Raw genomic sequence first — 26259 nt, forward strand, 5'->3', positions numbered from 1 at the left:
CTACAGTCCCCAGCCGAACAATTGCAGGCGCAGCCAGTCAATGCCGCGATGAGCAAGGCGCCAGATCAGCGCACGGTTGTCGGCATCGACCCGGGCCACGCCCAGCATGCCGGGACGCAGACTGGGCGGGTCTTCGGTCAGTTTGGCTTCGACTTCGAAAATGTTGTTGCCATCGCGACTGACGGCGACCGGCACGATACGCTCCACCGAGAAGCTCAGCGCCTCGCCGGGCAGCGCGGTCAACGCGAGATTGCCCTGGCGGCCGCTGGCGATGTCGCCGATGTCGCGTTCATCGACGTCGAGCAGCAGGCGATGGCGTCCTTGCGGGGCGAGCGTCAGCAGTGTGTCGCCGCGCCGTACCGGGGAGCCAAGTGATTGGGTGAGGTCGCCCTGGACGATGATGCCATCGCTCGGCGCAACGATGCGCATCCGGGCGAGTTGGCTGCGCACCAGGTCGAGCTGGGCCGAGGCTTCATTGGCCTTGGCGCGGCTGACCGAGAACGCGGCGCGGTCAGCCCGGGCCATGGCGGCGATGTAAGCATTTTCGTGCTGGGTAAATTCAGCCTGCCACTTGCTTTCTTCCAGGCGCAAATCCTGGTCGGCCATTTGCGCCAGCGTCTGTCCGGCTTTGACGATGTCGCCTGGACGAACGTTGGCTTCCTTGAGAAAGCCATCAGTTGGGGCAACCAGAACATGTTGTTCGGCACCTTCAATACGGGCGCCGGCCGTTACCTGGTAAGGCAGTGGTATCAGCAGCAAGGCAAGCAGGGTGAGCGCAAGGCCGCCAAGGGCCATGCGCGACAGGCGGGATTCGCCAGCGCGGAGCGTTTGCCGGAGCTGACTCAGCTTTTCGAAAAACCGCTGCACCAGCGAACGCTCGGCCTGACGACGCAGGGCGATGATGGGTGCAGCCAGCGCGGCCAGATGTTCACATTGGGTTACTTCGTTGCGACCGGGGGGCAGCGAGCCGAGGCGCTCCAGGGTCAGGATGCCGATCATGCGGTCATCATGGACCATGGGCAGCGAACATAAACTGGTTCCTGCGCGGGCGGAAAATTCGGTGTGAGCGAGCAGGATATAGGGCGGGTCATCGGGGCGTGGTGGCTGGGTGAGCGTGGCGCCCTGGTCGGCGGCTTCTTCCATCGCCGCGGCCAGGCTGCGCAGCAATTCCTGCTTGTGTTCGAAGGTGGCATTGTGCGAAATGGCGCCAATCCGAATCTGGTCATCCTCAAGCAAGCCGAGGCTGACACGCTCGAAGCGGAAGGTGCCCGCCAGTTCGTTGACGAAGGCAACCGTCGCAGATTCCAGATTTTCCTTGCCGAGCAAGGCTGACTGCAGCCCAAGCAGGGTGGCTGCCGGCCCGCTGCTGAGGTCATTTGGTGCATGCAGCAGCTTGTCCAGCGTGTTCTTCAGGCTGCGCAGATCGTTCAGGTAACCCTGGGCGACGTTGTCGTTGCTGCTCTTCAGGCCGAGGGCCATGATGCAGGGGGCACCGGCATCGCCCAGCAGAACCTGGACAATGCGCTGCGGACCCTGATCGGTCAGCATGACGGGGGGGACGACGATGTCCTCGAGTTTCCGCTTGAGGGAGATGGTGGCCGCATCAATGAGCGGCAGGTTGACGTCGCTGCGCTCGGGCCATTCCGCCAGAATGCGGATGTTTTCGCCCGCCAGGCTGGCGCCGACCACGACACAGCCGGTAATGACCGCTGACTGGTTGCAGTAGTCTCGAAGCCAGCGTTGCAGGGAGGCCGTGTTGATATCGTTCATGTGGACGTGCGGTTTGAAACGGCTCGGCCGATGGTGTGTTTCACGCAGTTTCTCTGGATGCGGACGGCGGTTTTATGTGTCATTTTGCTATTGGCCATCAGGTGGGCGGAGTATATCGGCCATTAATCAGTCATCGCAACGCCGTTGGCAAGCAGGGCGGCAAATTGATCGGGGGCCACTGCCGGGCTGAAAAGGAATCCCTGGCAGGTATCGCAGTGGTGCGTGCGCAGAAATTCAAGCTGCTGGCGGGTTTCGACGCCTTCGGCGACGATCTTCAGACCCAGCTGGTGCCCCATGGAGACGATGGCGGTGACAATGGCGGCACTGTGCTCGTCGCTATGGATGCCGGTGAGAAACGAGCGATCAATTTTCAGTTCGTGTAGTGGCAGGCGCTTCAGGTAGGCGAGTGAGGAATAGCCCGTGCCGAAATCATCCACCGAGAGTTCGATGCCCAGCGAGCGCAGTGTTTCCAGCGTGCTCAGGTGGCTGTTGATATTGTCCATGATCACGCTTTCGGTGATCTCGACACTGATGCGTTGACCGTCGATGCCGTGGCGGATGAGTGTGGCGGAAAGTTCGTCGACGAAATTTTTCTGGCTGAACTGCGGTGACGAGATATTGATGGCGATGCGTGGCGGCTGGATGCCGGCATCTAGCCAGAGGCGGATCTGGCGGCTGGCGATATTCAATACCCGGTCGCCGATCCGGTTGATCAGGCCGGATTCTTCGGCCACCGGAATGAACTCGGCGGGGCTGACCAGGCCGCGAACGGGATGTTGCCAGCGGAGCAGGGCTTCGGCGCCGCAAATTTTGCCGGAGACGATATCAACCTTGGGCTGGTAGGCGAGGTGGAATTGATCACCATCCAGGGCATGGCGGAGATCGGCCTCAAGGTTGAGGCGATGGATGGCGCGCTCGTTGAATTTTTGCGAGAAGAAGCGGAAGCCGTCACCGCCGGCCCGCTTGACGTCGTGCATGGCGTTGTTGGCGGCGGAGATGATTTCGTTGCTTGTCTTGCCGTCATTGGGGAAGACGGAAATCCCGATCGAGCAGGTGGAGATCAGCTCGTGGCCGCCCGTGGTGAACGGTGTCTTGACCATGTCAAGGATGCGCTGGGCTACGATGGCCGCACTGTCCGGCCGGTCTATGCCGCAGAGCAGGACGGTAAACTCGTTGCCGGCAAGGCGGGAAAGCATGATCGACTGTTCGCGGACATCCTGGCGGGCGACGATGTCGGTGTCGCGTATGCATGTGCCGAGATTTTTCGCGACGGCGCGCAGCAGGCGGTCGCCGTTTGCCCAGCCAAGCGCTTCGACAACTTTCTTGAAGCGGTCGAGGTCGACGTGGAGTACGGCGCCGAGGATGTTGTAGCGCTGCGAATACTTGATCGCCCAGTCGAGGCGGTCGGTATAGCGCTCGCGATTGGGCAGCCCGGTCAGGTCATCGTGATAGACGACAAGGTTGCGGTAGGCTTTGGCGGCCAGCGTGTTTTGCAGGCGCAGTTTCATCTCGCCCGCATCGACCGGTTTGTTCAGGATATCGTTGGCGCCTTGGCCGAGCACCCGCAGGCGGAGCGCGCGACTGTCGTCGGCGGTCAGGACGATGATCGGCAGATGTCGGTGCACGGAATTATTCCGTACCTGCTCAAGAATATCGCTGCCGTCGATGGTGACCAATACTTCGTTGTCGATGAGTACGAGGTCGATGTCCAGCTCGTACAGCAGGTCAAGGACGGAACCTGAGCCGACGATGGAGAGGGCGTTTCGATAGCCGGCCGAACGCAGAAAGTGGAGCATGATTTCGGCGCTGGCGTTATCGCGCTCAACAATCAGGATGCAGGCGTTCAGAAACTCGGTCGAGCGTTCCGGCGAGGCGTTCCGGCGATCAAGATTCATCGGCAAGTGGCATGGGTGGGGTGGCGGCAAATGAGGTACAGCATACCGCAGCGGCGCGCCGCGATTACAGCTTGGCTGCGGTCAACCGGTAAAAATGGGCAAATTTGAAAAACGAGCAGCGAGCGTCGATCCCGGCTCACCGCAAGTCCGATGCGTTTGCAATCTGTATTTCACGCCAGCAGGCTGGCGGTGTCAGGTATTTCCCGCCTCGTAGGCGGACAGCGTGACCCCGGCGTGGCTGAGCATCTCGCGGATCGTCTTGATGTCGGTCTTGCTGCAGGTGCTGCTGTTGTGCGGATGGTGCAGGAATGCTTCGACCTTGTTCAAGGTGATCTTGAAGCGGGCGCCATGTGACGGTTCGATGTCGGCGCCCAAGTGCTTGAGCAACGATTCGATTTCGCGCCAGTGGATATTGGCCGGTAGCGGGTCCTGGAAGATGCTGCGCATCAGGTGGTCATGCTTGTGACTCATGATGAAGCTCCAAGCGTTAGGAACCCCAATATTCTATGCCTGTGCGGCCAGCTCGTCAGGCGAAAACGATCTTCAGCAGGGCCAGACAGAGCAAAGTGTACCCGGCCGCAACAAGGTCGTCGGCCATGACACCGAAGCCGTTCTTGACGTGCTGGTCAAAGTAGCGGGCCGGTTGCGGCTTGGTGATGTCGAAATAGCGGAACAGCGCGAAGGCAGCCAGTTGCCACAAGAAGGTATCGGGCGTCATCAGCAGGATGAGCCAGAAGGGAACGATTTCGTCCCAGACAATGCTGCCGTGGTCGGGGTCGCCGATCGCCTTGCCGGTAACGTCAATAAACCAGATGCCGCCGAGGTAGGCTGCGGTCAACAGGAATAAAAGGCCAAAATCGGAAAAATATTGATGGAAGAGGGCATAGGTCAGCCACGCGAACAGCGTGCCGAAAGTCCCTGGCGCCTTCGGCGCCAGGCCGCTGCCACAACCCAGCGCGAAAAAGTGCGCCGGATGGGCGAGCAGGAAGCGGACGCTAGGCGGTTTGGCCAAAATGGTCGTAGCCTTTGCGGTCGAATTGGACCGGCTTGCCATCCGGGTCGAAAACCGTGACATCGCCCGTGGTGCCGGCCACCATCTCGCCGATGTTCCACAGCGGCAATTCCAGTGTGGCGGCGATTTGCGCGATGGCCAGACTTTGCGTGCCGGGCGCGGTGAAGCAGAGTTCGTAATCGTCGCCACCGGTCAGTTGGCATTCGAGGGCGATGCGGCGCAAATCAGCGTCGTAGCTTTCTCCCTTGGGCAAGTGTGGCAGCTGAACCAACTTAACGGCGGCGGCGCAGCCCGAGCGTTCGGCAATGTGGCTGAGGTCGGCCAGCAGGCCGTCGGAGACGTCGATCGCGGCGCTGGCAATGCCGTTCAGTGCAAGGCCGAGGGCCACGCGCGGACGTGGCTTTTCGAGGGCGCCAATGCACAGGCGCGGCCAGGGTTCGGGCAGTTTGATCTTGCCTTGCAGGAAGGCGAGGCCGAGGCTGGCCAGGCCGGGGCGACCGGAAACCCAGATCTGGTCGCCGACCTTGGCGCCATCGCGGCGAAGGGCGTGGCCGGGTTCGACTTCGCCCATGGCAGTAACGCAGAGGTTGAGCGGGCCTTTGGTTGTGTCGCCGCCGATGACATCAACGCCGTATTCGGCGGCGCAGGCAAAGAAGCCTTCGGCGAACTGGGCAATCCACAGCTCATCGACCACCGGCAGCGCGCCGGCCAGCGTCACCCAGCGCGGCTGGGCGCCCATTGCGGCGAGATCGGAAAGATTGACGGCCAGGGCCTTCCAGCCGAGGTTCTTGGGGTTGGTGTCGGGCAGGAAATGCGTGCCGGCGACCAGCATGTCGGTGGTCACTGCCAGCTGCTTGCCCGGTGCTGGCTGAACCAGCGCGCAGTCGTCGCCAGGGCCGAGGATGGCCGAGGGCGTGGGCCGGGCAAAATACTTGTTGATCAGTTCAAATTCGCCGGCCATGTGCCTACTTGCCTTGCTTGCGGGCGGCAACCTCTTCGGCACGAACGATGCCGGCAACCTTGTCGAGCACGCCGTTGACGTACTTGTGGCCGTCGATGCCGCCGAAGGACTTGGTGAGTTCGATGGCCTCGTTGATGATCACGCGATAAGGCGTGTCGACGTAGTTGATCAGCTCGAAACTGCCCAGCATCAGGATGCAGGCTTCAACCGGCGACAGCTCTTTAAATGGCCGATCGATATGGGCGGTAATGTGCTCGATCAGCGCTTCCTTCTGGCCGATGACGCCGCGCAGCGTGCCAACGAAAAATTCGCGGTCAGCCTTGGCGAAGCCTTCCATTTCCGGCGCATAGGCTTCGATGGCGGCTTCGTCGGCACCGCCGACGCGCCACTGGTAAAGACCCTGGACGACGAATTCACGGGAGCGGCGGCGGGCGGACTTGGGCGGGGCCTGGACGTCGTGCGGGTGTTCGCTGTCGCTGAGGAAGGTGGTCATTGGGTAAGTGCTTTCTGAAGATTGGCCATTTCGACGGCGGCCTGGGCGCAGTCGCTGCCCTTGGGTTGGGTGCGGACTTCGGCCTGTTCGTCGGTGTCGCAGGTCAGGATGCCGTTGGCGATGGGGATGCCGGTATCGAGCTGGACTTCCATGATGGCGCGGCAGGCGTCATTGGAAACGACTTCGAAGTGATAGGTGTCGCCGCGAATGACGGCGCCAAGGGCCACCAGTGCATCGAAGCAGCCGCTCTGCGCCATGGTTTGCAGCACCAGCGGAACTTCCAGTGCGCCGGGCACGTTGGCGATGGTCATGTCGGCATCGGCTACGCCAAGGCGCTTGAGTTCGTTGACGCAGGAAGAGAGCAGGGCTTCGCAGATCGGCAGGTTGAAGCGTGCCATCACGACGCCGACTTTGAGGCCGGCGCCGTTCAGGTTGTTGTCGTATTCAAAGATGTTGTCGAAACGGGACATGGCTCAGAGCTCCGCAGGTGAGGTGACGAAACCGGTGACTTCGAGGCCAAATCCGGTCATGGAGGGCATCTTGCGTGGGCTGGCGAGCAGCCGCATCTTGCCGACACCGAGATCGCGCAGGATCTGGGCGCCAATGCCGTAGGTGCGCGGGTCCCATTTCATCGGGGCGCTGGGGGCGGTGCCGGTGAGGCGGGCAAGCAGGGCTTCGCCGTCTTCCGGGCGATGCATCAGCACGATGACCCCGTGGCCGAATTTGTCCATGGCGGCCTGCGCTTCTTCGATGGAGAAGGACTGACGCTTGCTGGCCGGGTCGAGGAAGTCGAGCACTGACAGCGGCTCATGAACGCGGACCAGCGTTTCACCACCGGCCGGAATGCTGCCCTTGACCAGCGCCAGATGGGTCGCGCCGCTGGCCTGGTCGACGTAGGCGTGCATGGCAAACTCGCCGTGGGCGGTGCTGATGGTCTTGCTGGAGACGCGTTCGACCAGTGTTTCGGACGAGGCGCGATAGTGGATGAGGTCGGCGATGGTGCCGATCTTAAGGCCGTGTTCGGCAGCGAATTCCATCAGTTCCGGCAGGCGGGCCATGGTGCCGTCGTCGTTCATGATTTCGCAGATGACGGAGGATGGCTCCAGACCAGCCATGCCGGCGAGGTCGCAGCCGGCTTCGGTGTGGCCGGCGCGGACCAGCACGCCGCCTTCGCGGGCGGTGATCGGGAAGACGTGGCCGGGCTGCACGATGTCGTCGGCGGTCGATGCCCGGGCGACGGCGACCTGGATGGTGCGCGCGCGGTCGGCGGCGGAAATGCCGGTGGTGACGCCTTCGGCCGCTTCGATCGAGACGGTGAAGGCGGTGCCGTACTGAGCCTTGTTGTTCTTGGCCATCTGGACGAGGCCGAGCTTCTTGCAGCGGGCTTCGGTCAACGTCAGACAAATCAGGCCGCGGCCATGCTTGGCCATGAAATTGATCGCTTCGGGGGTGATGTGCTCGGCGGCCATGACGAGGTCGCCTTCGTTTTCGCGGTCTTCTTCATCGACCAGAATGACCATGCGGCCGGCCTTGAGTTCGGTGACGATCTCGGCGGTGCTGGCAATGGTGGGATGGGGGGGCATGGGTGGAATCCGGGAACAGCAGAAGGGGGGTTATTTTCGCAGAAACAGGGCGTCGGCACATGACTTTAGTGAGGTGCCGGGGTGTTGGTGCGGCGCGTGTTCAGGGCAGATAGGCTTCGACCTGAATGCGCAGACGGACTTCATCGCCGATGAAGGGCAGGCCGTTGTCGAGGCCGAATTCGGAGCGACGCAGTACGCCGACTGCATCAGCGCCACAGCCTTGCTTGCGTTTGGCGAGATTAAAGCCGCATTTGAAGCGGCTGATGTCGAGTCGCATCGGGCGGACTTCACCGAGCATGGTCAGCGTGCCGTCAACGGCGCTTAACTTGTCGTCGGTGAACACGAGTTTCTGGCTGCGAAAGAGGATGTTCGGGAAATCCTTGACCTTGAACCAGGTGTCGCCGCGCAAGACGTCGTCGCGCAAGGCGAAGCCGGTATCCAGAGAGGCGGCGTCGATGGTGATGTCGATGCGGCCGGTTTTGCCTTCCGGGTCAAATTCCACAATGCCGCTGCTGCGGTTGAACTGGCCTCGCTGTGTCGAAAAGCCGAGGTGGTCGATTTCGAAACTGGCATAGGTGTGCGAGGCATCAATGTTGTATTCGGTTGCCAAGCTTGGCTGGGCAAAAGACATTGCGGCGGCAAAAAGTATGGCGGAGAGGCGTGCGGCGATGGGTTCTGCGGTCAACACGAAATTTTGCCCAAAAATGAAATGTGGATGCCGGTCTGACCGCGGCCATGGCGCACCGTTCCCGCAATTTCGGGTTAGCATCTTCGCCCATGCGGCACGCCCTCCTTTTTTCCGTCTTTGTCATCGCCTCCTGCGGGCTGGCCTATGAGCTGATCGCTGGCGCGCTGTCGTCCTATCTGCTGGGCGATTCGGTGACGCAGTTTTCGACGGTGATCGGCACCTATCTGTTTGCCATGGGCGCCGGCTCGTGGCTGTCGAAGTACATCACGCGTGACCTGATCGGGCGCTTCATCCAGATCGAGTTGATGGTCGGGCTGTTGGGTGGATTTTCGGCCATTGGCCTGTTTCTCGTTTTTGCCTGGCTGTCGGGGCCATTCAAGCTGGTCCTTTATCTGGCCGTGTTCGGGGTCGGCGTGCTGGTCGGGCTGGAAATTCCGCTGGTCATGCGTATTCTGAAGCGCGAATTGGCCTTCAAGGATCTGGTGTCGCAGGTGCTCACTTTTGATTATCTCGGTGCGCTGGTGGTCTCCATCCTCTTCCCGCTGGTGCTGGCGCCGCAGATCGGCATGGTGCGCACCGGCTTGCTGTTTGGGATGCTCAATGTTGCCGTCGCGCTCTGGGCATTGCATCTGTTTCGCGATCAATTGCCGTCGCGGCGCTGGCTGGCGGTGCAAAGCTGGACGATATTCGGTCTTCTCGCAGCCGGCTTTGCCGGGGCCGGGCAACTGACCGGGATTGCCGAAGCGCATCTCTATGCAGATGAAATCATCTACGCCGAAACGACGCCTTATCAGCGTCTGGTCGTCACCCGTTGGCGCGATGATCTGCGCCTGTTCATCAACAACAATTTGCAGTTTTCATCGCATGACGAATACCGCTACCACGAGGCGCTGGTCCATCCCGGTCTGGCCAGCCTGCCCGGCGCCAAACGCGTGCTGGTGCTTGGTGGCGGTGACGGTCTGGCGGTGCGTGAAATTCTCAAGTACCCGAATGTCGAGTCGGTGACGCTGGTCGATCTTGATCCGGCGATGAATTCGCTATTTTCTACAGCGCCGGCATTGGTGGCGTTAAATCAGGGATCGCTGAACTCGCCCAGGGTCAAGGTGATCAACGCCGATGCGCTGCAATGGCTGGAAGAAAACCGCGATTTCTACGATTTCATCGTCATCGATTTTCCCGATCCGACCAATTTTGCGCTCGGCAAGCTCTACACCTCGGCCTTTTATCGCCTGCTGGAAAAGCGCCTGTCGGCGCGTGGCCTGCTGGTTGTGCAATCTACTTCGCCGCTCTATGCCCGGCAATCCTTCTGGTGCGTGGTGACGACGCTGGAAAGCGTCGGCTTCAAGACGGCACCGTACCACGCGCTGGTGCCGTCGTTTGGCGAATGGGGCTACATCATCGCGGGCCGCCAGGATTTCTCGATTCCCGCGGTCAACCCGGAAAATACCCGATTTTTGACATCCGAAATCCTGCCCGGCCTGTTCCAGTTCCCCGCTGACATGGCGCGCGTACCGGCCGAGGTCAATCAATTGAACAATCAGGTGCTGGTGCGCTACTTCGAAGCCGAGTGGCGCAAGGTCATTCGCTAGCCTGTGCTCAGGGATGAGCGGCCTGGTAGGCCTTGAGGTAGGCGATGGTTTCGTCGAATGGCATCGGCCTGCTGTACAGGTAGCCTTGCAGCATGTCGCAGCCGAGTCGTGCCAGAAAAGCTCGCTGTGCTTCGGTTTCCACGCCTTCCGCGACCAGTTCCAGCCCCAGGCTGTGACCCAGCGCGATCGTGGCGGCACAGATGGCGGCATCGTTGGGGTCGGTTTCGATGTCCGTGACAAAGGAGCGGTCGAGTTTCAGGCGCTGAATCGGTAAGTGCTTGAGGTAGGCGAGCGACGAGTAGCCCGTGCCGAAATCGTCGATAGCCAACTTGATTCCCATGGCGGACAACTGGTCGAGGATCGAGAGGGTTGTTTCTGGGTGTTGCATGGCAGTGCTCTCGGTGACTTCCAGTTCAATGTCTTCTGGCGACAGGTCATAACAGGCCAGGGCGCCACGAACGAGCAGCAGCAGGTTGTCGTGGCCCAGCTGCTGGGCCGAGATGTTGATGGCGACGCGAATGCCCGTGATTCCCTGCTGCTTCATGTTGCGAATCTGGCGACAGGTTTCCCAGATCACCCAGTCGCCCAGTGGCTGGATCAAACCAGTCTCCTCGGCAATGGCAATGAAGCGCACCGGCGAGATTTGGCCGAGTTTTGGATTATTCCAGCGCAGCAGCGCTTCCAGACCCAGCACGCGACCCGAGACGGTCTCGATCTGCGGCTGGAAGTTCAGCGAAAACTCACAGCCGCTCGGCGAAATTGACGAAATAGCCTGCCGGAGTTCGTTCTCCATCTGCAGACGTTCGCCCGCCGCTTCGTTCATGCGTGCGGTGTAGAACTGGTGATTATTGCGGCCGGCACTTTTTGCGTGGTACATCGCCGTGTCGGCGTTGCGCAGCATGGTGCCGGGGTCGTTCCCATCAAACGGGTAGAGACTGATACCTATGCTGGGTGTGGCGTACAGGACGTGATCGCTGATTCGGTAGCTGTCGGCCAGGTTGCTTTGAATCTTGCTGGCAACCCGTGCTGCGGTCAGTGGCGATTCGATTTCCGGCAGGACCACCACAAATTCATCGCCGCCCAATCGCGCGACAAGGTCACTTGAGCGGACGCACTCGCTCAGACGCAGCGCCACTTTTTGCAACAACTTATCACCAACATGATGCCCTAGCGTGTCGTTGATATTCTTGAAATTGTCGAGGTCGATCAGCATCAATGCCAGCTGATGATTTTCCCGTTCGCAAATGCGCAATGCCTGCCCCAGTTGTGACTCGAAGGCCAGTCGGTTGGGCAGATTGGTCAGCGGGTCATGATAGGCAAGGTAGGCCAGCCGGTCGGCCGCTTCATGGTTGGCATGGATATCGGTGAAGTTGGCTACATAGTTCTGGATTTTTCCATCGGAATCGCGCAGGACGGCAATTTTCAGCCAGCTGGGATGGCTTGAGCCATCATGATGCTTGTTCCAGATTTCGCCTTCCCAATAATTCTTGCTGTCCAATGCTTCCCACATGGCGACATACAACTCCGGGGCTGCACGGCCCGAAGCCAGAATGCGCGGGTTCTTCCCGAGCAGTTCATTCGGCGAATAGCCCGTCAGCCGCGAAAAAGCCCCATTGACAGCGATGATCAGATTGTTGCAGTCCGTGATCAGAATACCTTCGTGACTTTGCTCGAACGCACGTAACAACACCGCAGACGGCAACGGCGTGCTGTCCGTGGGGGAGCTGTTGGTATCGGCTGGCACTGAAGGCAGGATCATGCGGGCGGTTTCTCTAGATAGGCGTTAAGCGCGTTACCTATAGTTTAGACCTGATCGGCTGTGCGTAAACAAGAGCTTTCTCTCTGCTACATGAAATATAGATGCGCGACTGCTGAAAGCGGAAGGCGCTAGAGAGCTCAGGGGGCGTGTCTTGTGATAACGCTTTTGCAGGTATCCGATGCGTTGCCTCGGCTAGCCAGATGGCTGCCGAGGTCTATCGAATCAGACGTTGAACAGGAAATTCATTACATCGCCATCCTTGACGACATATTCTTTTCCTTCAGCGCGCATCTTGCCGGCTTCCTTGGCGCCCGCTTCGCCCTTGTAGGTAATGAAGTCGTCAAAGGCGATGGTTTGGGCACGAATAAACCCACGCTCGAAGTCGGTGTGGATGACGCCGGCCGCCTGCGGCGCAGTATCGCCCTGGTGAATGGTCCAGGCGCGCACTTCCTTGACGCCCGCTGTGAAGTAGGTTGCCAAACCGAGTAATTTGTAACCAGCGTGAATCAGACGGTCGAGGCCCGGCTCTTCAAGGCCGAGGTCGGCCAGGAACATCTGCTTTTCCTCGTCATCGAGATCGGCAATTTCAGATTCGATGGCCGCACAGACCGAAACGACTTCTGCCTTCTCGGTTGCGGCATGGGCACGCACGGCGTCAAGCAAGGGGTTGTTCTCGAAGCCGCTTTCGGACACGTTGGCCACATAGAGCACGGGTTTGCCGGTGATCATGCAGAACGGTTTGATCAGTGCCAGCTCTTCTTTCGACAAGTCCAGCGCGCGAACGGCCTTGGCCTGGTCGAGCTGGGCAAAGCATTTTTCAAGGACGGCAACCAGGGCCTTGGCTTCCTTGTCACCGGAGCTGGCCGGTCGACGATAACGGTTCAGCGCCTTTTCAACAGAAGCCATGTCGGCCAGCGCCAGTTCGGTATCGATAACTTCGATGTCGCGCAGCGGATCGACACCACCCGAAACGTGAATCACGTTGTCGTCAGCGAAGCAGCGCACAACGTGCACGATGGCATCCGTTTCGCGGATATTGGCCAAAAACTGGTTGCCCAGGCCTTCACCCTTCGAAGCGCCGGCCACCAGACCCGCGATATCGACGAATTCAACAATGGCTGGCTGCATTTTCTGCGGCTTGACGATGGCAGCCAGTTGGGCCATGCGCTTGTCAGGCACTTCAACGATGCCGACATTTGGCTCGATGGTGCAGAAAGGATAGTTTTCCGCTGCAATACCGGACTTGGTCAGGGCGTTGAAGAGGGTGGATTTGCCGACGTTGGGCAGGCCGACGATGCCGCATTTCAAAGACATGGGTTATTCCTTAGACGGCTTTGCCGTGCAACTGTTGTTGAGCGCCGGCAAAGTCTCCGGCGGCGAGTTTTGGCCAGGCCAGCAGGCAGCGGGCGAGGGCGTGTTCGATGTCTGGTAGTTCTTCTTTGCGCGGCTGATGCAAAACGAAATCAACGACTTGTTGTGACAGACCAAGCGTGCGCGGGTGGCCGATGCCGAGGCGCAGGCGCCAGAAGTCCGGCGTGCCTAGTTTGGCCTGAATATCTTTCAAGCCATTGTGTCCACCATTGCCGCCGCCCTGTTTGAGGCGAATGCCGCCGGGCGGCAGGTCGAGTTCATCGTGGATGACGAGAATTTCTTCAGGCGGGATCTTGTAAAAATTGGCCAGTGCCGCCACCGATTGGCCTGAACGGTTCATGAATGTGCTTGGCTCAAGCAGCCAGGTTTCGCCAATGCGGGCGGCTTTACCGAAAAATTTGGCTTGCGGGGCGAGCGAGGCCTTCAGCTTGTCGGCCAGGTGGTCGACAAACCAGAAGCCGGCATTGTGCCGTGTGGCTTCGTATTCAGGGCCAGGATTACCAAGGCCGACGATCAGGCGAGGTGGGTTCATCAGGGGCTAAATGAAAAAGCCGCCGGCGGCAAAATGCCAGCGGCGGCCATAACAGCACGGAGCCGAAAATTACTCGGCAGCAGCTTCGCCTTCTTCAGCAGCTTCGCTGGAGCCGCCCTTGCCGACGACGCCGACGACGACATCGTCAGTCGCGTGGGCAACCAGCTTGACACCCTTCGGCAGATTGAGCTGGGAAAGGTGAATGCTGTCGCCGATCTTCAGGGTGCTGAGGTCAACTTCGATGAAGCCAGGAAGGTCAGCTGCGAGGCAGTGAACGTCGACTTCAGTCATGACGTGGTTAACGAGGCCGCCGTTGAGCTTGACGCCCGGAGCGACTTCTTCGTTGACGAAGTGCAGCGGCACCTTGACGTGGATTTCGTGCGTGGCATCGACGCGCTGGAAGTCGAAGTGCAGAACGAGCGGACGGTAAGCGTGCATCTGGTAGTCACGCAGCAGGGCGGCTTCCTTCTTGCCGTCGATTACTAGGGTAACGACGGAAGAATGGAAGGCTTCTTTCTTCAGCTTGAGCAGCAGGTCGTTGTGAGCCACTTCGATCGACTGCGGAGCAGCTTCGCCACCGTAAATGATACCCGGCACCATGGCAGCGCGACGCAGGCGGCGGCTCGCACCCGTTCCCTGCAGCGTACGCGCTTGCGCGATTAGTTCAAAAGTCATATTGATACTCCAAGTTTTTCCCGGTCCGCGACCAGAACGGGAAGTTAAAAAAGCTTAATCGATGAACAGCGACGAAACAGAGTCATCGTTGCTGATTCGGCGAATGGTTTCGGCCATGATTTCGGCCACGGAAAGCTGGCGGATGCGCGAAGAGGCAGCAGCTTCATCGCGCAGCGGAATGGTATCGGTAACGACCAGTGCGTCGAGGTCAGAGCTGTTGACACGATCAACTGCGGGGCCTGACAGGACGGGATGAGTGCAGTAGGCGACGACCTTCTTGGCGCCATTGGCCTTGAGGGCGGTAGCTGCCTTGCACAGCGTGCCGGCAGTGTCGACCATGTCGTCCATGATGATGCAGGTACGCCCATCGACTTCGCCGATAATGTTCATTACTTCTGAAACGTTGGCTTTCGGACGACGCTTGTCGATGATCGCCAGATCACATTCGAGGCGCTTGGCCAGCGACCGGGCGCGAACCACGCCGCCGTGGTCGGGGGAAACAACCATCGGGTTTTCGTAATGCTGTTTCTGGATGTCTGCGAGCAGAATGGGCAGGGCGTAGATATTGTCCACCGGGATATCGAAGAAACCCTGAATCTGTTCGGCGTGAAGATCCATGGTCAGCACGCGGTCGACGCCGGAGGCGACGAGCATGTTGGCCACCAGTTTGGCGGCAATCGGCACCCGCGAGGAGCGCGAACGACGATCCTGGCGAGCATAGCCAAAATACGGGATGGTGGCAGTGATTCGACCGGCTGAGGCGCGTTTCAGGGAGTCAACGATAACCAGCAATTCCATCAGGTTGTCGTTGCAGGGGGCGCAGGTGGATTGCAGCACGAAGATATCGCGGCCACGAACGTGCTCTTGCAGTTCGACGCTGACTTCGCCATCGGAAAAACGACCGACGTTGGCGCGACCGAGATCCACGTTAAGCTGTGCTGCAACATCAGCTGCCAGTTTTGGATTGGCATTGCCAGTGAAGACCATCAAGCTGTTGTAGGCCATTCCCACATTCCTCCGGACCTTCTGCATGCTTACGTGCATTTGCCCGCCACAATGAAAATCGGGCAGGCTTATGACCTGCCCGAAAGAAATTTGGCTGGGGAAGAAGGATTCGAACCTTCGAATGCCGGAATCAAAATCCGGTGCCTTGACCAACTTGGCGACTCCCCAGCGGGTTGCTCGAACGGGTTCGCGTCCGAGCGAGGCGCGAATAATACAGTAGCCCTATCCGAAAATCCAGTCCTCTCAGCAAATTTTTGCGAGCGGGTGCTGGTCGAGTCCATCAGCAATCCAGCCATTCAGTTCAGCCGGACATTGGGCGAGAAGGGCTACCGCATCTTCGTGGCGGTTGAATTCAGCAAAGACACAGCTGCCGGAGCCGGTCATCATAGCCAGTGGTGCGCGCGCCTTGAGCCAGGCGAGGGATTCGGCAACAGCCGGAAACTCGGTGCAGGCTACCGGTTCAAGGTCGTTGTGACCTTGCCCGTGAAGCCATTCTTCGGGGCGCATGGCAATCGTGTCGCGTTTCAGTTCGGTTGCGCCGAAAATACTGGCGGTTGGTACTTGAACCGCAGGATGTAACACCAGATAACTGGCCGGAGGAAGGGTTACATTGGTAAATGTTTCGCCAATACCCTCGGCAAAAGCGTTGTGGCCGTGCACAAATATAGGCACGTCGGCACCAAGCGAGAGGCCAAGTGTCTCAAGTTGGGCGCGGGAAAGTCCCGTTTGCCACAAATGGTTGAGGGCGAGCAGCACGGTTGCCGCATCGGATGAGCCTCCGCCCAACCCTCCGCCCATCGCTAATTGCTTGTCGAGATGAATGGTGACGCCTTTGCGGCAGTTGCTGGCTTGTTGCAGCAAGCGGGCGGCGCGGACGGTGAGGTCCCTTTCTGCAGGAACCCCGGGAATGGGCGTGGCGAGGTGAATTTCTCCGTCATCCCGCGGCAGAAAACGCAGCGTGTCAGCGCGGTCGATAAAGCGAAAGACAGTTTGCAGAAGATGGTAGCCGTCAGGCCGCCGGCCGACGACGTGCAGGAAGAGATTCAGTTTTGCCGGTGCCGGCCAGTGGCTGTCCCAATTCCAAGTGTTCATGGAGCATCTTTCCATTCTTCGATTCGCAGACGCAATTCGATTTCTCCATTGCGCGACAGCGTTAAACGGGCAGGCAGGGAGTCCGGGTTTTCATCGTCAAAGCTGTAGTCGATTTGCCAGCCATCTTCGATCAGCCTGAGCGGACGGCCGTGGGTGTCGTGTTCGATTCGTCCTTCGCCATCCGGGCGGCCAAGCAACCAGGCCGGGAATCGACTGACCGGCAGGCGTTGTCCGGTGACATCCTCCATCAATGCATCCGGGTCGATTGATTCACGGGTTTTGCCGTCAGCGGTACGTAACCGGGAGAGTTCGGGAGTTGTATTGATTTCGGCCAAGCCGTAGCCCAGCGGGTTGGAGATCATTACGCGATCACTGGCGTTTTGATGGGTCCAGGTCAATCGACCCCCCGAGTTTTGCGGGGCTTGCCCGGCCAGGGTTACGCGTAGCGCGAAGCGGCCATCCAGGGAAAAATTGCGGATATTGTCGCGTGGCGCCAGGGGCGTCGGCGGTGTGCTCGCGCAACCGGCGAGCAGGCTGGCTGCAAGGAGCAGGGCGTAACGCAGTTTCAAGGAAAGAGTTTCTTGATGACGAGGTTGAGCACTTCGTTGTCAGGATTGGCCTTGGCTGCATCATTCAGCAGGCTGCGTGCGTCGTCCTTTCGATTTACAGTCCACAGTACTTCACCGAGGTGGGCGGCAATTTCAGGGTCGGCTCTGAGCTTGTAGGCCTTTTCCAGTGTTTGCAGGGCTTCGGGTAGTTTGCCTTGGCGAAACAGGACCCAGCCCATGCTGTCCATGATGAAAGGGTCTTCCGGCGACAGCTTGAGTGCCTTGGCGATCAGGTCATGCGCTTCCGGCAACCGGGTATTGCGTTCTGCCCATGAGTAGCCAAGGGCGTTGAGCGCGTGCGCATGTTCCGGTTTGAGTTCAAGCAAATGTTTGAGGTGCTTGTCGAGTTGTTCCGGCTTTCCGATGCGTTCGGCGGTCAATGCTGTCTCGTAAAGCAGTTCCGGATTGTCGGGATGGGCTGAAAGTGCGGCTTCCAGAACGATGTAAGCATCGTTCTGCCGATTGGCCTCTCGCAGCAATTGTGATTCCGTCAGGATGAGCTGGGTGCGGTCGGCATTTGAGTTGCTATGCGTGTCGTGCAGGACTTCGCGAGCATCATCGATCTTGCCTTGCTGGATCAGGATTTGTGCAGTTCGCGAGCGGGCGGGGATGTATTGTTCGCCAGTGGTGACCTGACGGTAATGTTCGAGAGCATCCTGCGGCCTTTTTTGCTCCTGATCGAGTTGGCCCAGGAAGAAGTGAATCGTACTCTTGTCCGGAAAATCCGTCTCCAGCAGGTGTTCGAGTTGCGTGCGACCGGTGGTGGTGTCGCCGTGCTGCAGGGCAAGCATGGCAACCGGGTAGATAACGTCGGGATTGTCCGGGTTTTCCTTGAGCAGGCGATCGAAGTGGCCACGAGCGTCGTCGTAGCGTTTTTCGCTGATCAGTAGCCGGGCCAGTGCCAGACGGGCATCGCGGGCGGCAGGATTGCTGTCGACAAAGTTGGTCAGGCTGTCAATCGCAGTTTGCGCCGACTGTCGGGCCTGAAGCTGGGCGCGGGCGATGGCTGCGATTTCCCAGTCCGGACGAAGCTGAAGGGCTTTTTCGGCTTCGTTCAGCGCGCGCAGGTTGTCGCCGGCATTCGCCGCGGCTTGGGCCATGGCGAAATGCGCTTCCGGCAAGTTGTCGTAGGGGGTGGCGACGCGGTCGACCAGTGACTGGACCGCTTTTTTGTCGCTGATTTTGCCCAGAATGCGGTTCAAGTGCAGCAAGTTGTTGCCGACGTTGCTTTTGTCTTGCGCAAGCAAGGCGCTCATTTGCGGCGCAAGGTCGTCAATACGATTGCTCTGGATCAGCAGCGACGATTGGGCCTGCTTGGCCTTGACTGAGTCTGGTTCAGCTTCCAGCCATAGTTTGGTGAGTTCGAGGGCGCGGTCGTATTGGCGGGCAAGGCTGGCGACTTCCGTGGCGCGGGCCAGGACTTTTGGGTCGCGTGTGCGTTGGGCGAGGTCTGCCCAGGCGTCGGAGCTCAACTTGGCATCGCCACGCCGAAGGGCGAATTCGCCAAGCAGTGCCTGAAAGACCGTGCGTGCAAGCAGATCTTCGGAGGCGGCATGGGTGATCGGCCGCTTGCCTGAGGGCTTGGTGGCCGGGTCGCCAGCGGCCAGGCCATATCCCCAATGGGTCAGGCCGATAGCCAGGGTGAGGGCGGCTGCGATTCGCTTCGGTTGCATGGACGGCTTTCAGTCGAGGTTAATGCTGGATTGCGCATTTGAACGCATAGAATCCATTAAGTTTGCGATGTTATTTGGGTTTCGTCGGAGGAACAAGCAATGCCGGAATTGCCAGAGGTGGAAGTTTGTCGTCGTGGCTTGGCGCCGGAGTTGGTTGGCGCCCGCATTGAGGGGGTGAAAATCCGCGCGCCAAAGTTGCGCCAGGATATTCCGCGCGAGTTGCTTGAGGTGCTGCCGGGGTGTCAAATCGTTGCCGTTCGGCGGCGTGCCAAGTATCTGCTGATCGATTGTCAGCGTGAGGGCGTGCAGGGTTCTCTGATCATTCATCTGGGGATGTCGGGCAATTTGCGCTTCGTGCCACATGACCAGCCGGTCGAGAAGCATGACCATTTTGAACTGGTGCTGGCTAAATATATATTGCGCTTTGCCGACCCGCGTCGCTTTGGGGTTGTGCTTTGGCAACCGGGGCCACCGGCGCTTGCTGAACTGCATCCTTTGCTCGCATCGCAGGGGGTTGAGCCGCTATCAGAGACTTTCACGGTCGACTGGATTTTTAAGGCTATTTCGAAAAGAAGTGGGCCAATCAAGCCGACCTTGATGGACAGCCATCTGGTTGTTGGCATCGGTAATATTTATGCGTCGGAGAGCCTTTTTCGGGCCGGCATCTCGCCGCTGCGGGCGGCCAACCGGATCAGTCGGGCGCGTTACGAAATTCTTGTGCCGGCGATTCGTGAAACCCTGTCGGATGCCATTGCCGCCGGTGGCAGCAGCATTCGTGATTATGTGCATAGCGATGGTGGTGCCGGATGCTTTCAAATTCAGGCCGGTGTTTATGATCGTGCCGGCAAACCCTGTCTGCGCTGCGGTGGTGTCGTTCGGCAAATTCGGCAGGCCGGACGCAGCACCTATTACTGCACGGGTTGCCAGCATTAAACACTACCTGCAAGTCTCTGTTTTTATGCTAAATTGAGATTTCCGTAAGCCTCCGGAAATACCGTTATGTCGCTCGCCAATCAATTTGCCGCCTATTCCGTCTGGCGCTCCCGTCTCGCTACCAATATCGGCGAGTTGCAGAGCTGGCTGAATCACAACGAATTGTCCGATGCCCAGAGCGATCTGCGGCTGACACAACTGCTTGAACGCTTGCGCGAAGATCGCCTTAACGTCGCCTTCGTTGCAGAGTTCTCACGCGGCAAGTCGGAACTGATCAACGCCATTTTCTTTGCCGATTACGGCAACCGGATGTTGCCCTCTTCGGCCGGCCGGACGACGATGTGTCCGACAGAACTGCTGTTTGACGGCAACAAGCTGCCCTGTATCGAGTTGTTGCCGATCCAGACGCGTGCATCCAATTCCAGTGTCAGCGAGTACAAGCGCTTTGCTGATGAGTGGACCAAGGTGGATCTCGATACCGAATCGGCGGATGCCATGCAGGATGCGCTGCGCCATGTCAGTGAAACGACACGGGTGACGCCTGAAGAGGCTGGCCGACTTGGGTTCGAAGTTGGTAGCGGCCAGATTGATTTGTACGTAATCGGTGACGACGGCCTGGTTGAAGTGCCGCGTTGGCGTCATGCGATGATCAATTTCCCGCACCCGCTGCTCAAGCAGGGGCTGGTCATTCTCGATACCCCGGGCCTGAATGCAATTGGCGCCGAACCGGAGTTGACGCTGTCGCTGCTGCCGAATGCCCACGCCGTGCTGTTCATTCTGGCGGCGGATACCGGTGTCACGCAGTCGGACATGGCGATCTGGCGCGAACATATTTGCGGTGGTGGCATGGCCAAGCGCGGGCGCATGGTGGTGCTGAACAAGATCGACGGGCAGTGGGACGAACTGAAGACCGAGGCGGAAATCGATGCCGAAATTCAGCGTCAGGCCGATACCAGCGCCAACTTGCTTGAGTTGCCGGCCAGCCAGATTTTCCCGGTTTCGGCCCAAAAAGGGCTGGTCGCCAAGATCAACGGCGATGATGCCTTGCTCGCCAAGAGCCGTCTGCCCCAGCTGGAGGCAGCACTCTCCGAAGAGCTGATTCCGGCCAAGCGCGATATCGTTTGCGATAGCACCGAAAGCGAGTTTGGCGATGTCACCCGTCGGGTGCGTGTTCTGCTCGATTCACGCTTGCTGGGCCTGCGTGAGCAATTGACCGAACTGACCGAACTGCGTGGCAAGAACAAGGGCGTGGTCGAATACATGATGGGCAAGGTTCGCGCCGAAAAGGATGAGTTCGAGTCCGGCCTGCAGCGCTACTACGCCGTGCGCAGTGTTTTTTCGACGCTGACCAACAATCTGTTCAGCCATCTCGGTCTCGACGTGTTGCGCCAGTTGACCCACCAAACCCGCGAAGCGATGCTGGATGCTGCCTTCTCCAAATCCTTGTCAGATGCGATGGCCGCTTTCTTTACGGGTTCGCGTGATGCGCTGGCCAAGTCAAATGGCGAGATCGGCGAAATCCTGTCAATGATGGAAGCGGTGTACAAGAAATTTGCCATCGAGCATGGCCTCAAACTTGGGTCGCCAACGACGTTCTCCCTGCTTCGCTACGAAAAGGAGCTCGATCGATTGCAGGCCTGGTGTAACGATCACCTGAATACCATGGTCAGTTTGTTGACTCATGACAAGAAGAACATCACGCAGAAGTTCTTTGAGGAAGTGGCGACTCAGGTGCGGCGTGCTTTCGAACACGCCAATCGCGATGCCGAAATATGGCTGCGAGCCATCATGGCGCCGATGGAAACCCAGGTTCGCGAGCATCAGATCCAGCTAAAGCGTCGTCTTGAAAGTATCAAACGCATCCATCAGGCGACCGATACGCTGGAAGATCGTATTGCTGAGCTTGAGGGCGTTGAAAAGAGCCTGCAGCAACAGATCGAAGGCCTGGAGGAAATTGTCGGCCGGGTTCAGGACATGCTGGTGCCGCTCAACAAGCAGGAATTGCAGGCGGCCTGATTTTGCGGTCTTCGGGGGCATTGCTGCGGTCAACCGGAAAAAACAGCCAAAACTGAAAAATAAAAAACCCGCGAAATTCGCGGGTTTTTTATGGCGCGGTGAAAAAGCTCAGGCGCGCTTGTTGCCGGTCAGCTTTTCATATTTGACCCACAGCATGTCTTCGGATTCGACGTGGTTCGCATCCTTGGGAATGCAATCGACCGGGCAGACTTGAACGCACTGCGGCTCGTCGTAATGGCCAACGCACTCGGTGCACTTGTTCGGGTCGATGATGTAGATTTCCTCACCCTGGGAAATGGCCTCGTTAGGGCATTCCGGTTCACAAACGTCGCAGTTGATGCACTCGTCGGTAATAGTTAGAGACATAGCTGATCTTCCTCTTTCGGTTAAGCTGTGATTTTCGCCCGCAGGCGCTTTTCGACACAAGGTTGCACAAATTTGCTGACATCGCCACCCAAGCGCGCAATCTCACGCACCATGGTAGCGGAGATAAACATGTATTGCTCTCCCGGGGTCAGAAACACGGTTTCGACCTCCGGATACACGCTACGGTTCATTCCGGCCATCTGAAATTCATATTCGAAGTCGGAAACGGCGCGCAGGCCGCGGACCACGACCTTGGCTTCCTTCTCATGCACGAAGTTCATCAGCAGTGAGTTGAAGCCGACGATTTCGACGTTGGAAAGATCGCCGAGAATCTCGGTAGCCATGGCCACACGATCCGCGAGCGGAAAGCGAGGCTGCTTGGACGGGCTTTCGGCAATGGCCAGAATCAACTTGTCGAAGAGCGTCGACGCACGACGGACGAGATCTTCGTGACCCCGGGTAATCGGGTCAAAGGTGCCCGGATAAATCGCAACGCGATGATTAAGTTTCTTCAATCTGTTTCCCCGCCCGCATCTCGTCGCAACAATTGATAGTGTACTTCGCCCGCCCGCCCATGACGCACGGTGCGCCATTCGCCAAGCGATTCGATTTCATGTTCTGCTTCGACATAGATCGCTGCATCTTCGTTCAGGGCGCCGGGAAGGAGTGGCTCCAGGCGGGCAATCCAGCCTTTTTTGTAGGGTGGATCGAGGAAGATCAGGTCGAACTTTTCCTTCGTCGAGGCCAAATATTGTAGCGCATCCGCGCGAATGATCGTCATCGATGCCGGTTTTTGCAGCATTTCGTGGTTTTCATGCAACGCGGCGAGCACCTTGGGCGCTTGTTCAACCATCACCACCCTGCTTGCGCCACGCGAAACCGCTTCGAAGCCGAGCGCCCCACTGCCGGCAAAGAGGTCCAGGCAGTGCCAGCCATCCAGTTCCTGCCCGAGCCAGTTGAACAGTGTTTCGCGTACACGATCCGGCGTTGGGCGCAGGCCTTCGCTGTCGGGAAACTTGAGGGCGCGGCGACGATAATCGCCGCCGATGATACGGACCGAGTTCAATCGGCGGCTACCGTCACCGTGATCAGGTTTTCCGGACGAACGTGGCGTGCAAATGCCTGCTTGATCTGCTCGGCCGTTACTGCTTGAACCCTGGCCTGGTAGTGGTCGAGATAATCGAGTGGAAGGCCATAGAAGCCGATCACCGCTACGTTCTCGAGCAGCTTCTTGTTGCTGTCGAGGCGTAGTGGGAAGCTGCCGGTCAGGTTGGCCTGGGCGGCGGTCAGTTCTTCTTCTGTCGGCCCGTCCTTCAGAAAGCCATTCAGGACGTCCTGGGCAACCTTGACGGCGTCCCCGGCTTGCGAACGCTTGGTTTGCAGTCCGATCTGGAACGGGCCAGTCTGCTTCATGGGGGAGAAATAGCTGTAAACACTGTAGGCGTAGCCGCGTTTGTCGCGGACTTCCTTCATCAGCCTCGAGACGAAGCCGCCGCCACCGAGGGAATAGTTGCCGACGAGCAACGGAAAGTAGTCAGGATTGCCTCGCTCTATCGCCGGCAGGCCGATAAAAACATGGGCCTGGCTAGCCGGGTGGGCAAGCTGGATCAGACGTTTTTGTGGCTTTTCCGGTATGGCTGGGAGCGCGGCCGGTTCGCCCTTGGGCAGGCCGGCGGCGATGGACTCGGCGATTTTCTCGGCGTCATTGCGGGAGATGTCGCCCACCAGCGTGATGCTGGCGTTGGCCGCGTTGTAATAGCGGGCGTAGAAGGCGGTAAGGTCATCGCGAGTCAGTGATGCAATGCTTTCTGGCGTGGCTTGGCGACCGTAGGGGTGATTCGGGTACATCGCCGCCCAGAACGCCTTTCCGGCAATGCTGTCGGGGCGGGTCATGGCCTCCTTGAGGCCGGCAATGGTGCGCGCCTTTTCGCGTTCGAAGATGGCGCCATCGAAACGTGGGGCGTGCAGTACGCTTCTCAGGATGTCGAGTGCCGGGTCACGCTTGTCCCTGGCCGACAGGGTGCGCAAGGCGACGCTGGCACGGTCGGTGTCGGCGCCGCCGGCAAGATTGGCGCCGATGTCGGCCATCTGCTCGGCGATGGCGGTTTCATCCAGCTTGCCGGCCCCGAGGTCCAGGGTGCCGCGGGTCAGGGCTGCAGTACCTGATTTGCCCGCGGGATCGAACATCGAGCCAGCGGCAAAGTCGACCTGAACGTCTAGCATTGGCAAGACGCGACTTTCGATAAAATAAACGCGGGCGCCCGAGGGTGAAACCCAGTGCTCGATCTTGACGCCAGCCAATGCGACTTGCGAGATCATCAGGACGATTACTGCGGTCAACAGTCTTTTCATGCGAAAAACTCCGTTAAGCGGGGTTGCCATGCAAAAAGCAGGGCAAGGCAAGCGACGACTGCCGTCAAGGCAAGGCCCCAGGCCAGGCGCCGGGCGAGCCGACGGAAATTATCAACTTGCGCCACAAGCAGTGCATTTTGTTCGCTCAGCGCCTGGATGAGTTCACCGGAAGCGAGCATTTGCGTACGCAATTTCCGTTGGACGGCTTCCAGCGCTGCCAGCCTTGTTGCGAGATCGGCATCGGGCGAAAGATTGGGTTCTGCCATCAAATCTGATCCTGAGCCGTCGCCATTCTTGCGGCTCATGCCCTTCCACAGCTTCTTGGCGCCATCGGCGATGATCGGCGCCTTGCCGAGTACGTCGCTCCACGGCACGCTGGTGAGGATTATTTTCCACGGCAAGGGCATGGTTTCCTGGCTCAGTGGCGAGTGGCAACAGCCGGCCGACGCGGCTTGCTATCGAGCGGTTGCGGATCAAGAAGGCCAATGGTGAGGGCGTCGTCGTCAAAATACTTTCTGGCGACGGCCTGGACTTCGGCCGCAGTGACGGACTGCAGCTTTTCAAGCATTCGGTCGATTTTCTGGTAAGGCAGGCCGACCGCCTCGATCTGGCCGATTTCCATGGCTTGGCCAAACATGGAGTCGAGCTTGTAGACTTGCCCTGCCAGCAGTTGTGCCTTGGCGCGTTTGAGTTCCTGCTCGCTGACCCCGTCTTTCTGGACGCGGGTGATTTCGGCACGCAGGGCGGCTTGCAGATCGGCCACCGTTTTGCCTTCCGAGGGTATGCCGTGCAGGTACAACATGCCCGGGCCGCGCGCCGTGTTGTCATAGTCGATACCGACTGACAGTGCGACCTTCTCCTCGCGTACCAACTTTTTGTTGAAGCGGGCTGCATCGTGGCCATCGAGAATCGAGGCGAGCATTTCCAGTGCATAGGGATCGCTGTCACGCTCGATGTCGCGCAGGATTGGCGCCTTGTAGCCCATGATCAGTATTGGCAATTCGGCCGGGGCCTTGACGGTGACGGAGCGTGGGCCTTCTTGCCGAGGTTCTATCTGCTGGCGGCGGAGAGGCAGGGCACGCCCTTCAAGCGGGCCGTAGTATTTTTCCGCCTGCGCGAACACGGCCTTGTGATCGACGTCGCCGGTAATGACTACGTAGGCGTTGTTCGGCACGTACCAGGTGTCGTACCAGGCCTTGGCATCGGCGGCGGTCATTGTTTCGAGATCGTTCATCCAGCCGATGATCGGTCGGCGGTAGGGGTGAGCCTGAAAGGCGACGGCATTCATCTGCTCAAACAGCTTGGATTGCGGATTGTCGTCGGTGCGCATGCGGCGCTCCTCCATGACGACCTTGATTTCCTGGGCGAATTCCTTTTTATCCACGTTCAGATGACGCATGCGGTCCGCTTCGAGCGCCATCATCTCGTCCAGTTTTTCCTTGGGTACCTGCTGGAAGTAGGCCGTGTAATCGCGGCTGGTAAAGGCGTTGTCGCGCCCGCCGGCCGCGGCAACGCGCTTGTTGAATTCACCGGGGCCGACGCTCGGCGTGCCCTTGAACATCATGTGTTCGAGCACATGGGCGACGCCGGAGTGACCATCAACTTCGTCGATACTGCCAATGCGGTACCAGACCATTTGTACTGCGGTCGGCGCGCGGTGGTCTTCCTTGACGATGATGCGCAGGCCGTTTTTCAGCGTTGTTTCAAAGGGGTTGGCGAAAGCTGCGGTAGACAGCGAGGCAGCAAGCAAGACGGGGAGCAGGTATTTGATACGCATGGCAAAGGGCGTGAGCGGGGCTTTCTGCTAGAATTGGAGGTTGATTTTGCATCGATCCGGACGGCATCTTAACGGCTTGCCGCCCGCCTGTCAGCAAGGCTTCAGACCC

Annotated in this window: 26 protein-coding genes and 1 tRNA gene; 3 read left to right on the top strand and 24 right to left on the bottom strand. The window is 59.1% G+C overall.

From position 1 onward, the window contains the following. The 9 genes from IPJ12_12875 to IPJ12_12915 form a co-directional block, all read right to left on the bottom strand. Positions 1-1770 carry an HlyD family efflux transporter periplasmic adaptor subunit gene (locus IPJ12_12875; GenBank protein MBK7648017.1) on the bottom strand — a complete coding sequence of 590 codons (1770 nt, stop codon included), beginning with the start codon at positions 1768-1770 and terminating at the stop codon, positions 1-3. Positions 1771-1892: 122 nt separating this feature from the next. Beyond that, positions 1893-3665, bottom strand: coding sequence for an EAL domain-containing protein (locus IPJ12_12880; protein ID MBK7648018.1), 1773 nt, complete (start codon positions 3663-3665; stop codon positions 1893-1895). A 192-nt stretch (positions 3666-3857) separates the two neighbouring features. After that, a complete protein-coding gene (locus IPJ12_12885) occupies positions 3858-4136 on the bottom strand; it encodes a type II toxin-antitoxin system HicA family toxin (GenBank protein MBK7648019.1) in 279 nt (92 codons plus the stop codon). Positions 4137-4191: 55 nt separating this feature from the next. Beyond that, positions 4192-4719, bottom strand: coding sequence for a phosphatidylglycerophosphatase A (locus IPJ12_12890; GenBank protein MBK7648020.1), 528 nt, complete (start codon positions 4717-4719; stop codon positions 4192-4194). Further along, positions 4661-5638: a thiamine-phosphate kinase gene (thiL, locus tag IPJ12_12895; protein ID MBK7648021.1), complete on the bottom strand. Its 978-nt coding sequence runs from the start codon at positions 5636-5638 to the stop codon at positions 4661-4663. Before thiL ends, IPJ12_12890 begins: the two co-directional genes overlap by 59 nt. 4 nt (positions 5639-5642) lie before the next feature. Continuing rightward, positions 5643-6131: a transcription antitermination factor NusB gene (nusB, locus tag IPJ12_12900; protein MBK7648022.1), complete on the bottom strand. Its 489-nt coding sequence runs from the start codon at positions 6129-6131 to the stop codon at positions 5643-5645. After that, positions 6128-6601: a 6,7-dimethyl-8-ribityllumazine synthase gene (locus IPJ12_12905; protein ID MBK7648023.1), complete on the bottom strand. Its 474-nt coding sequence runs from the start codon at positions 6599-6601 to the stop codon at positions 6128-6130. The genes nusB and IPJ12_12905 overlap by 4 nt, the downstream gene beginning before the upstream one ends. A 3-nt stretch (positions 6602-6604) precedes the next feature. After that, positions 6605-7714: a 3,4-dihydroxy-2-butanone-4-phosphate synthase gene (gene ribB / locus IPJ12_12910; GenBank protein ID MBK7648024.1), complete on the bottom strand. Its 1110-nt coding sequence runs from the start codon at positions 7712-7714 to the stop codon at positions 6605-6607. Between the two features lie 100 nt (positions 7715-7814). Beyond that, the gene (locus IPJ12_12915) at positions 7815-8402 is read right to left on the bottom strand and encodes a polyisoprenoid-binding protein (protein MBK7648025.1); all 588 of its coding nucleotides are present in this window, start codon (positions 8400-8402) and stop codon (positions 7815-7817) included. 89 nt (positions 8403-8491) lie between these two features. On the opposite strand from IPJ12_12915, the gene IPJ12_12920 reads away from it, so the two are divergent. Next, a complete protein-coding gene (locus IPJ12_12920; protein MBK7648026.1) occupies positions 8492-9991 on the top strand; it encodes a polyamine aminopropyltransferase in 1500 nt (499 codons plus the stop codon). A 7-nt stretch (positions 9992-9998) separates the two neighbouring features. Here the strand turns inward: IPJ12_12920 and IPJ12_12925 are convergent, their stop codons facing one another. The 9 genes from IPJ12_12925 to IPJ12_12965 form a co-directional block, all read right to left on the bottom strand. Further along, positions 9999-11750 (bottom strand): EAL domain-containing protein, encoded by a 1752-nt coding sequence (locus tag IPJ12_12925; GenBank protein ID MBK7648027.1) that lies wholly within the window; start codon positions 11748-11750, stop codon positions 9999-10001. 222 nt (positions 11751-11972) lie between these two features. Beyond that, entirely contained in the window at positions 11973-13064 is a 1092-nt protein-coding gene (gene ychF / locus IPJ12_12930) for a redox-regulated ATPase YchF (protein ID MBK7648028.1), read from the bottom strand. A gap of 10 nt (positions 13065-13074) precedes the next feature. After that, positions 13075-13653, bottom strand: a complete 579-nt coding sequence (gene pth, locus IPJ12_12935; GenBank protein MBK7648029.1) for an aminoacyl-tRNA hydrolase — start codon at positions 13651-13653, stop codon at positions 13075-13077. Between the two features lie 69 nt (positions 13654-13722). Continuing rightward, entirely contained in the window at positions 13723-14328 is a 606-nt protein-coding gene (locus IPJ12_12940; GenBank protein ID MBK7648030.1) for a 50S ribosomal protein L25/general stress protein Ctc, read from the bottom strand. A 54-nt stretch (positions 14329-14382) separates the two neighbouring features. Then, entirely contained in the window at positions 14383-15333 is a 951-nt protein-coding gene (locus IPJ12_12945) for a ribose-phosphate pyrophosphokinase (GenBank protein ID MBK7648031.1), read from the bottom strand. 91 nt (positions 15334-15424) lie between these two features. Continuing rightward, a tRNA-Gln gene (locus tag IPJ12_12950) sits at positions 15425-15501 on the bottom strand. Between the two features lie 75 nt (positions 15502-15576). Then, positions 15577-16425, bottom strand: a complete 849-nt coding sequence (gene ispE, locus IPJ12_12955; GenBank protein ID MBK7648032.1) for a 4-(cytidine 5'-diphospho)-2-C-methyl-D-erythritol kinase — start codon at positions 16423-16425, stop codon at positions 15577-15579. Continuing rightward, a complete protein-coding gene (gene lolB / locus IPJ12_12960; GenBank protein MBK7648033.1) occupies positions 16422-16994 on the bottom strand; it encodes an outer membrane lipoprotein LolB in 573 nt (190 codons plus the stop codon). The genes ispE and lolB overlap by 4 nt, the downstream gene beginning before the upstream one ends. Beyond that, positions 16991-18706 carry a tetratricopeptide repeat protein gene (locus tag IPJ12_12965; protein ID MBK7648034.1) on the bottom strand — a complete coding sequence of 572 codons (1716 nt, stop codon included), beginning with the start codon at positions 18704-18706 and terminating at the stop codon, positions 16991-16993. The genes lolB and IPJ12_12965 overlap by 4 nt, the downstream gene beginning before the upstream one ends. 99 nt (positions 18707-18805) lie before the next feature. Here IPJ12_12965 and mutM point away from each other — a divergent pair, with 99 nt between their 5' ends. Continuing rightward, positions 18806-19639: a bifunctional DNA-formamidopyrimidine glycosylase/DNA-(apurinic or apyrimidinic site) lyase gene (gene mutM, locus IPJ12_12970; GenBank protein MBK7648035.1), complete on the top strand. Its 834-nt coding sequence runs from the start codon at positions 18806-18808 to the stop codon at positions 19637-19639. 66 nt (positions 19640-19705) lie between these two features. Further along, complete coding sequence (locus tag IPJ12_12975; GenBank protein MBK7648036.1) at positions 19706-21655, top strand: dynamin family protein; 1950 nt, start codon at positions 19706-19708, stop codon at positions 21653-21655. Between the two features lie 108 nt (positions 21656-21763). On the opposite strand, the gene IPJ12_12980 is transcribed toward IPJ12_12975, so the two are convergent. The 6 genes from IPJ12_12980 to IPJ12_13005 are packed head-to-tail and all read right to left on the bottom strand — an operon-like array spanning position 21764 to position 26150. After that, positions 21764-22021, bottom strand: coding sequence for a YfhL family 4Fe-4S dicluster ferredoxin (locus IPJ12_12980; GenBank protein MBK7648037.1), 258 nt, complete (start codon positions 22019-22021; stop codon positions 21764-21766). Positions 22022-22041: 20 nt separating this feature from the next. Continuing rightward, positions 22042-22536 carry a pantetheine-phosphate adenylyltransferase gene (gene coaD / locus IPJ12_12985; GenBank protein MBK7648038.1) on the bottom strand — a complete coding sequence of 165 codons (495 nt, stop codon included), beginning with the start codon at positions 22534-22536 and terminating at the stop codon, positions 22042-22044. Continuing rightward, a complete protein-coding gene (rsmD, locus tag IPJ12_12990) occupies positions 22533-23087 on the bottom strand; it encodes a 16S rRNA (guanine(966)-N(2))-methyltransferase RsmD (protein MBK7648039.1) in 555 nt (184 codons plus the stop codon). The genes coaD and rsmD overlap by 4 nt, the downstream gene beginning before the upstream one ends. Next, positions 23084-24403 (bottom strand): insulinase family protein, encoded by a 1320-nt coding sequence (locus IPJ12_12995; protein MBK7648040.1) that lies wholly within the window; start codon positions 24401-24403, stop codon positions 23084-23086. The genes rsmD and IPJ12_12995 overlap by 4 nt, the downstream gene beginning before the upstream one ends. Next, complete coding sequence (locus IPJ12_13000) at positions 24370-24774, bottom strand: hypothetical protein (protein ID MBK7648041.1); 405 nt, start codon at positions 24772-24774, stop codon at positions 24370-24372. Before IPJ12_13000 ends, IPJ12_12995 begins: the two co-directional genes overlap by 34 nt. A 17-nt stretch (positions 24775-24791) precedes the next feature. Further along, a complete protein-coding gene (locus IPJ12_13005; GenBank protein ID MBK7648042.1) occupies positions 24792-26150 on the bottom strand; it encodes an insulinase family protein in 1359 nt (452 codons plus the stop codon). Positions 26151-26259 lie beyond the last annotated feature (109 nt).

The sequence above is a fragment of the Betaproteobacteria bacterium genome (genome assembly GCA_016709965.1).
Classification (GTDB): domain Bacteria; phylum Pseudomonadota; class Gammaproteobacteria; order Burkholderiales; family Rhodocyclaceae; genus Azonexus; species Azonexus amarohabitans.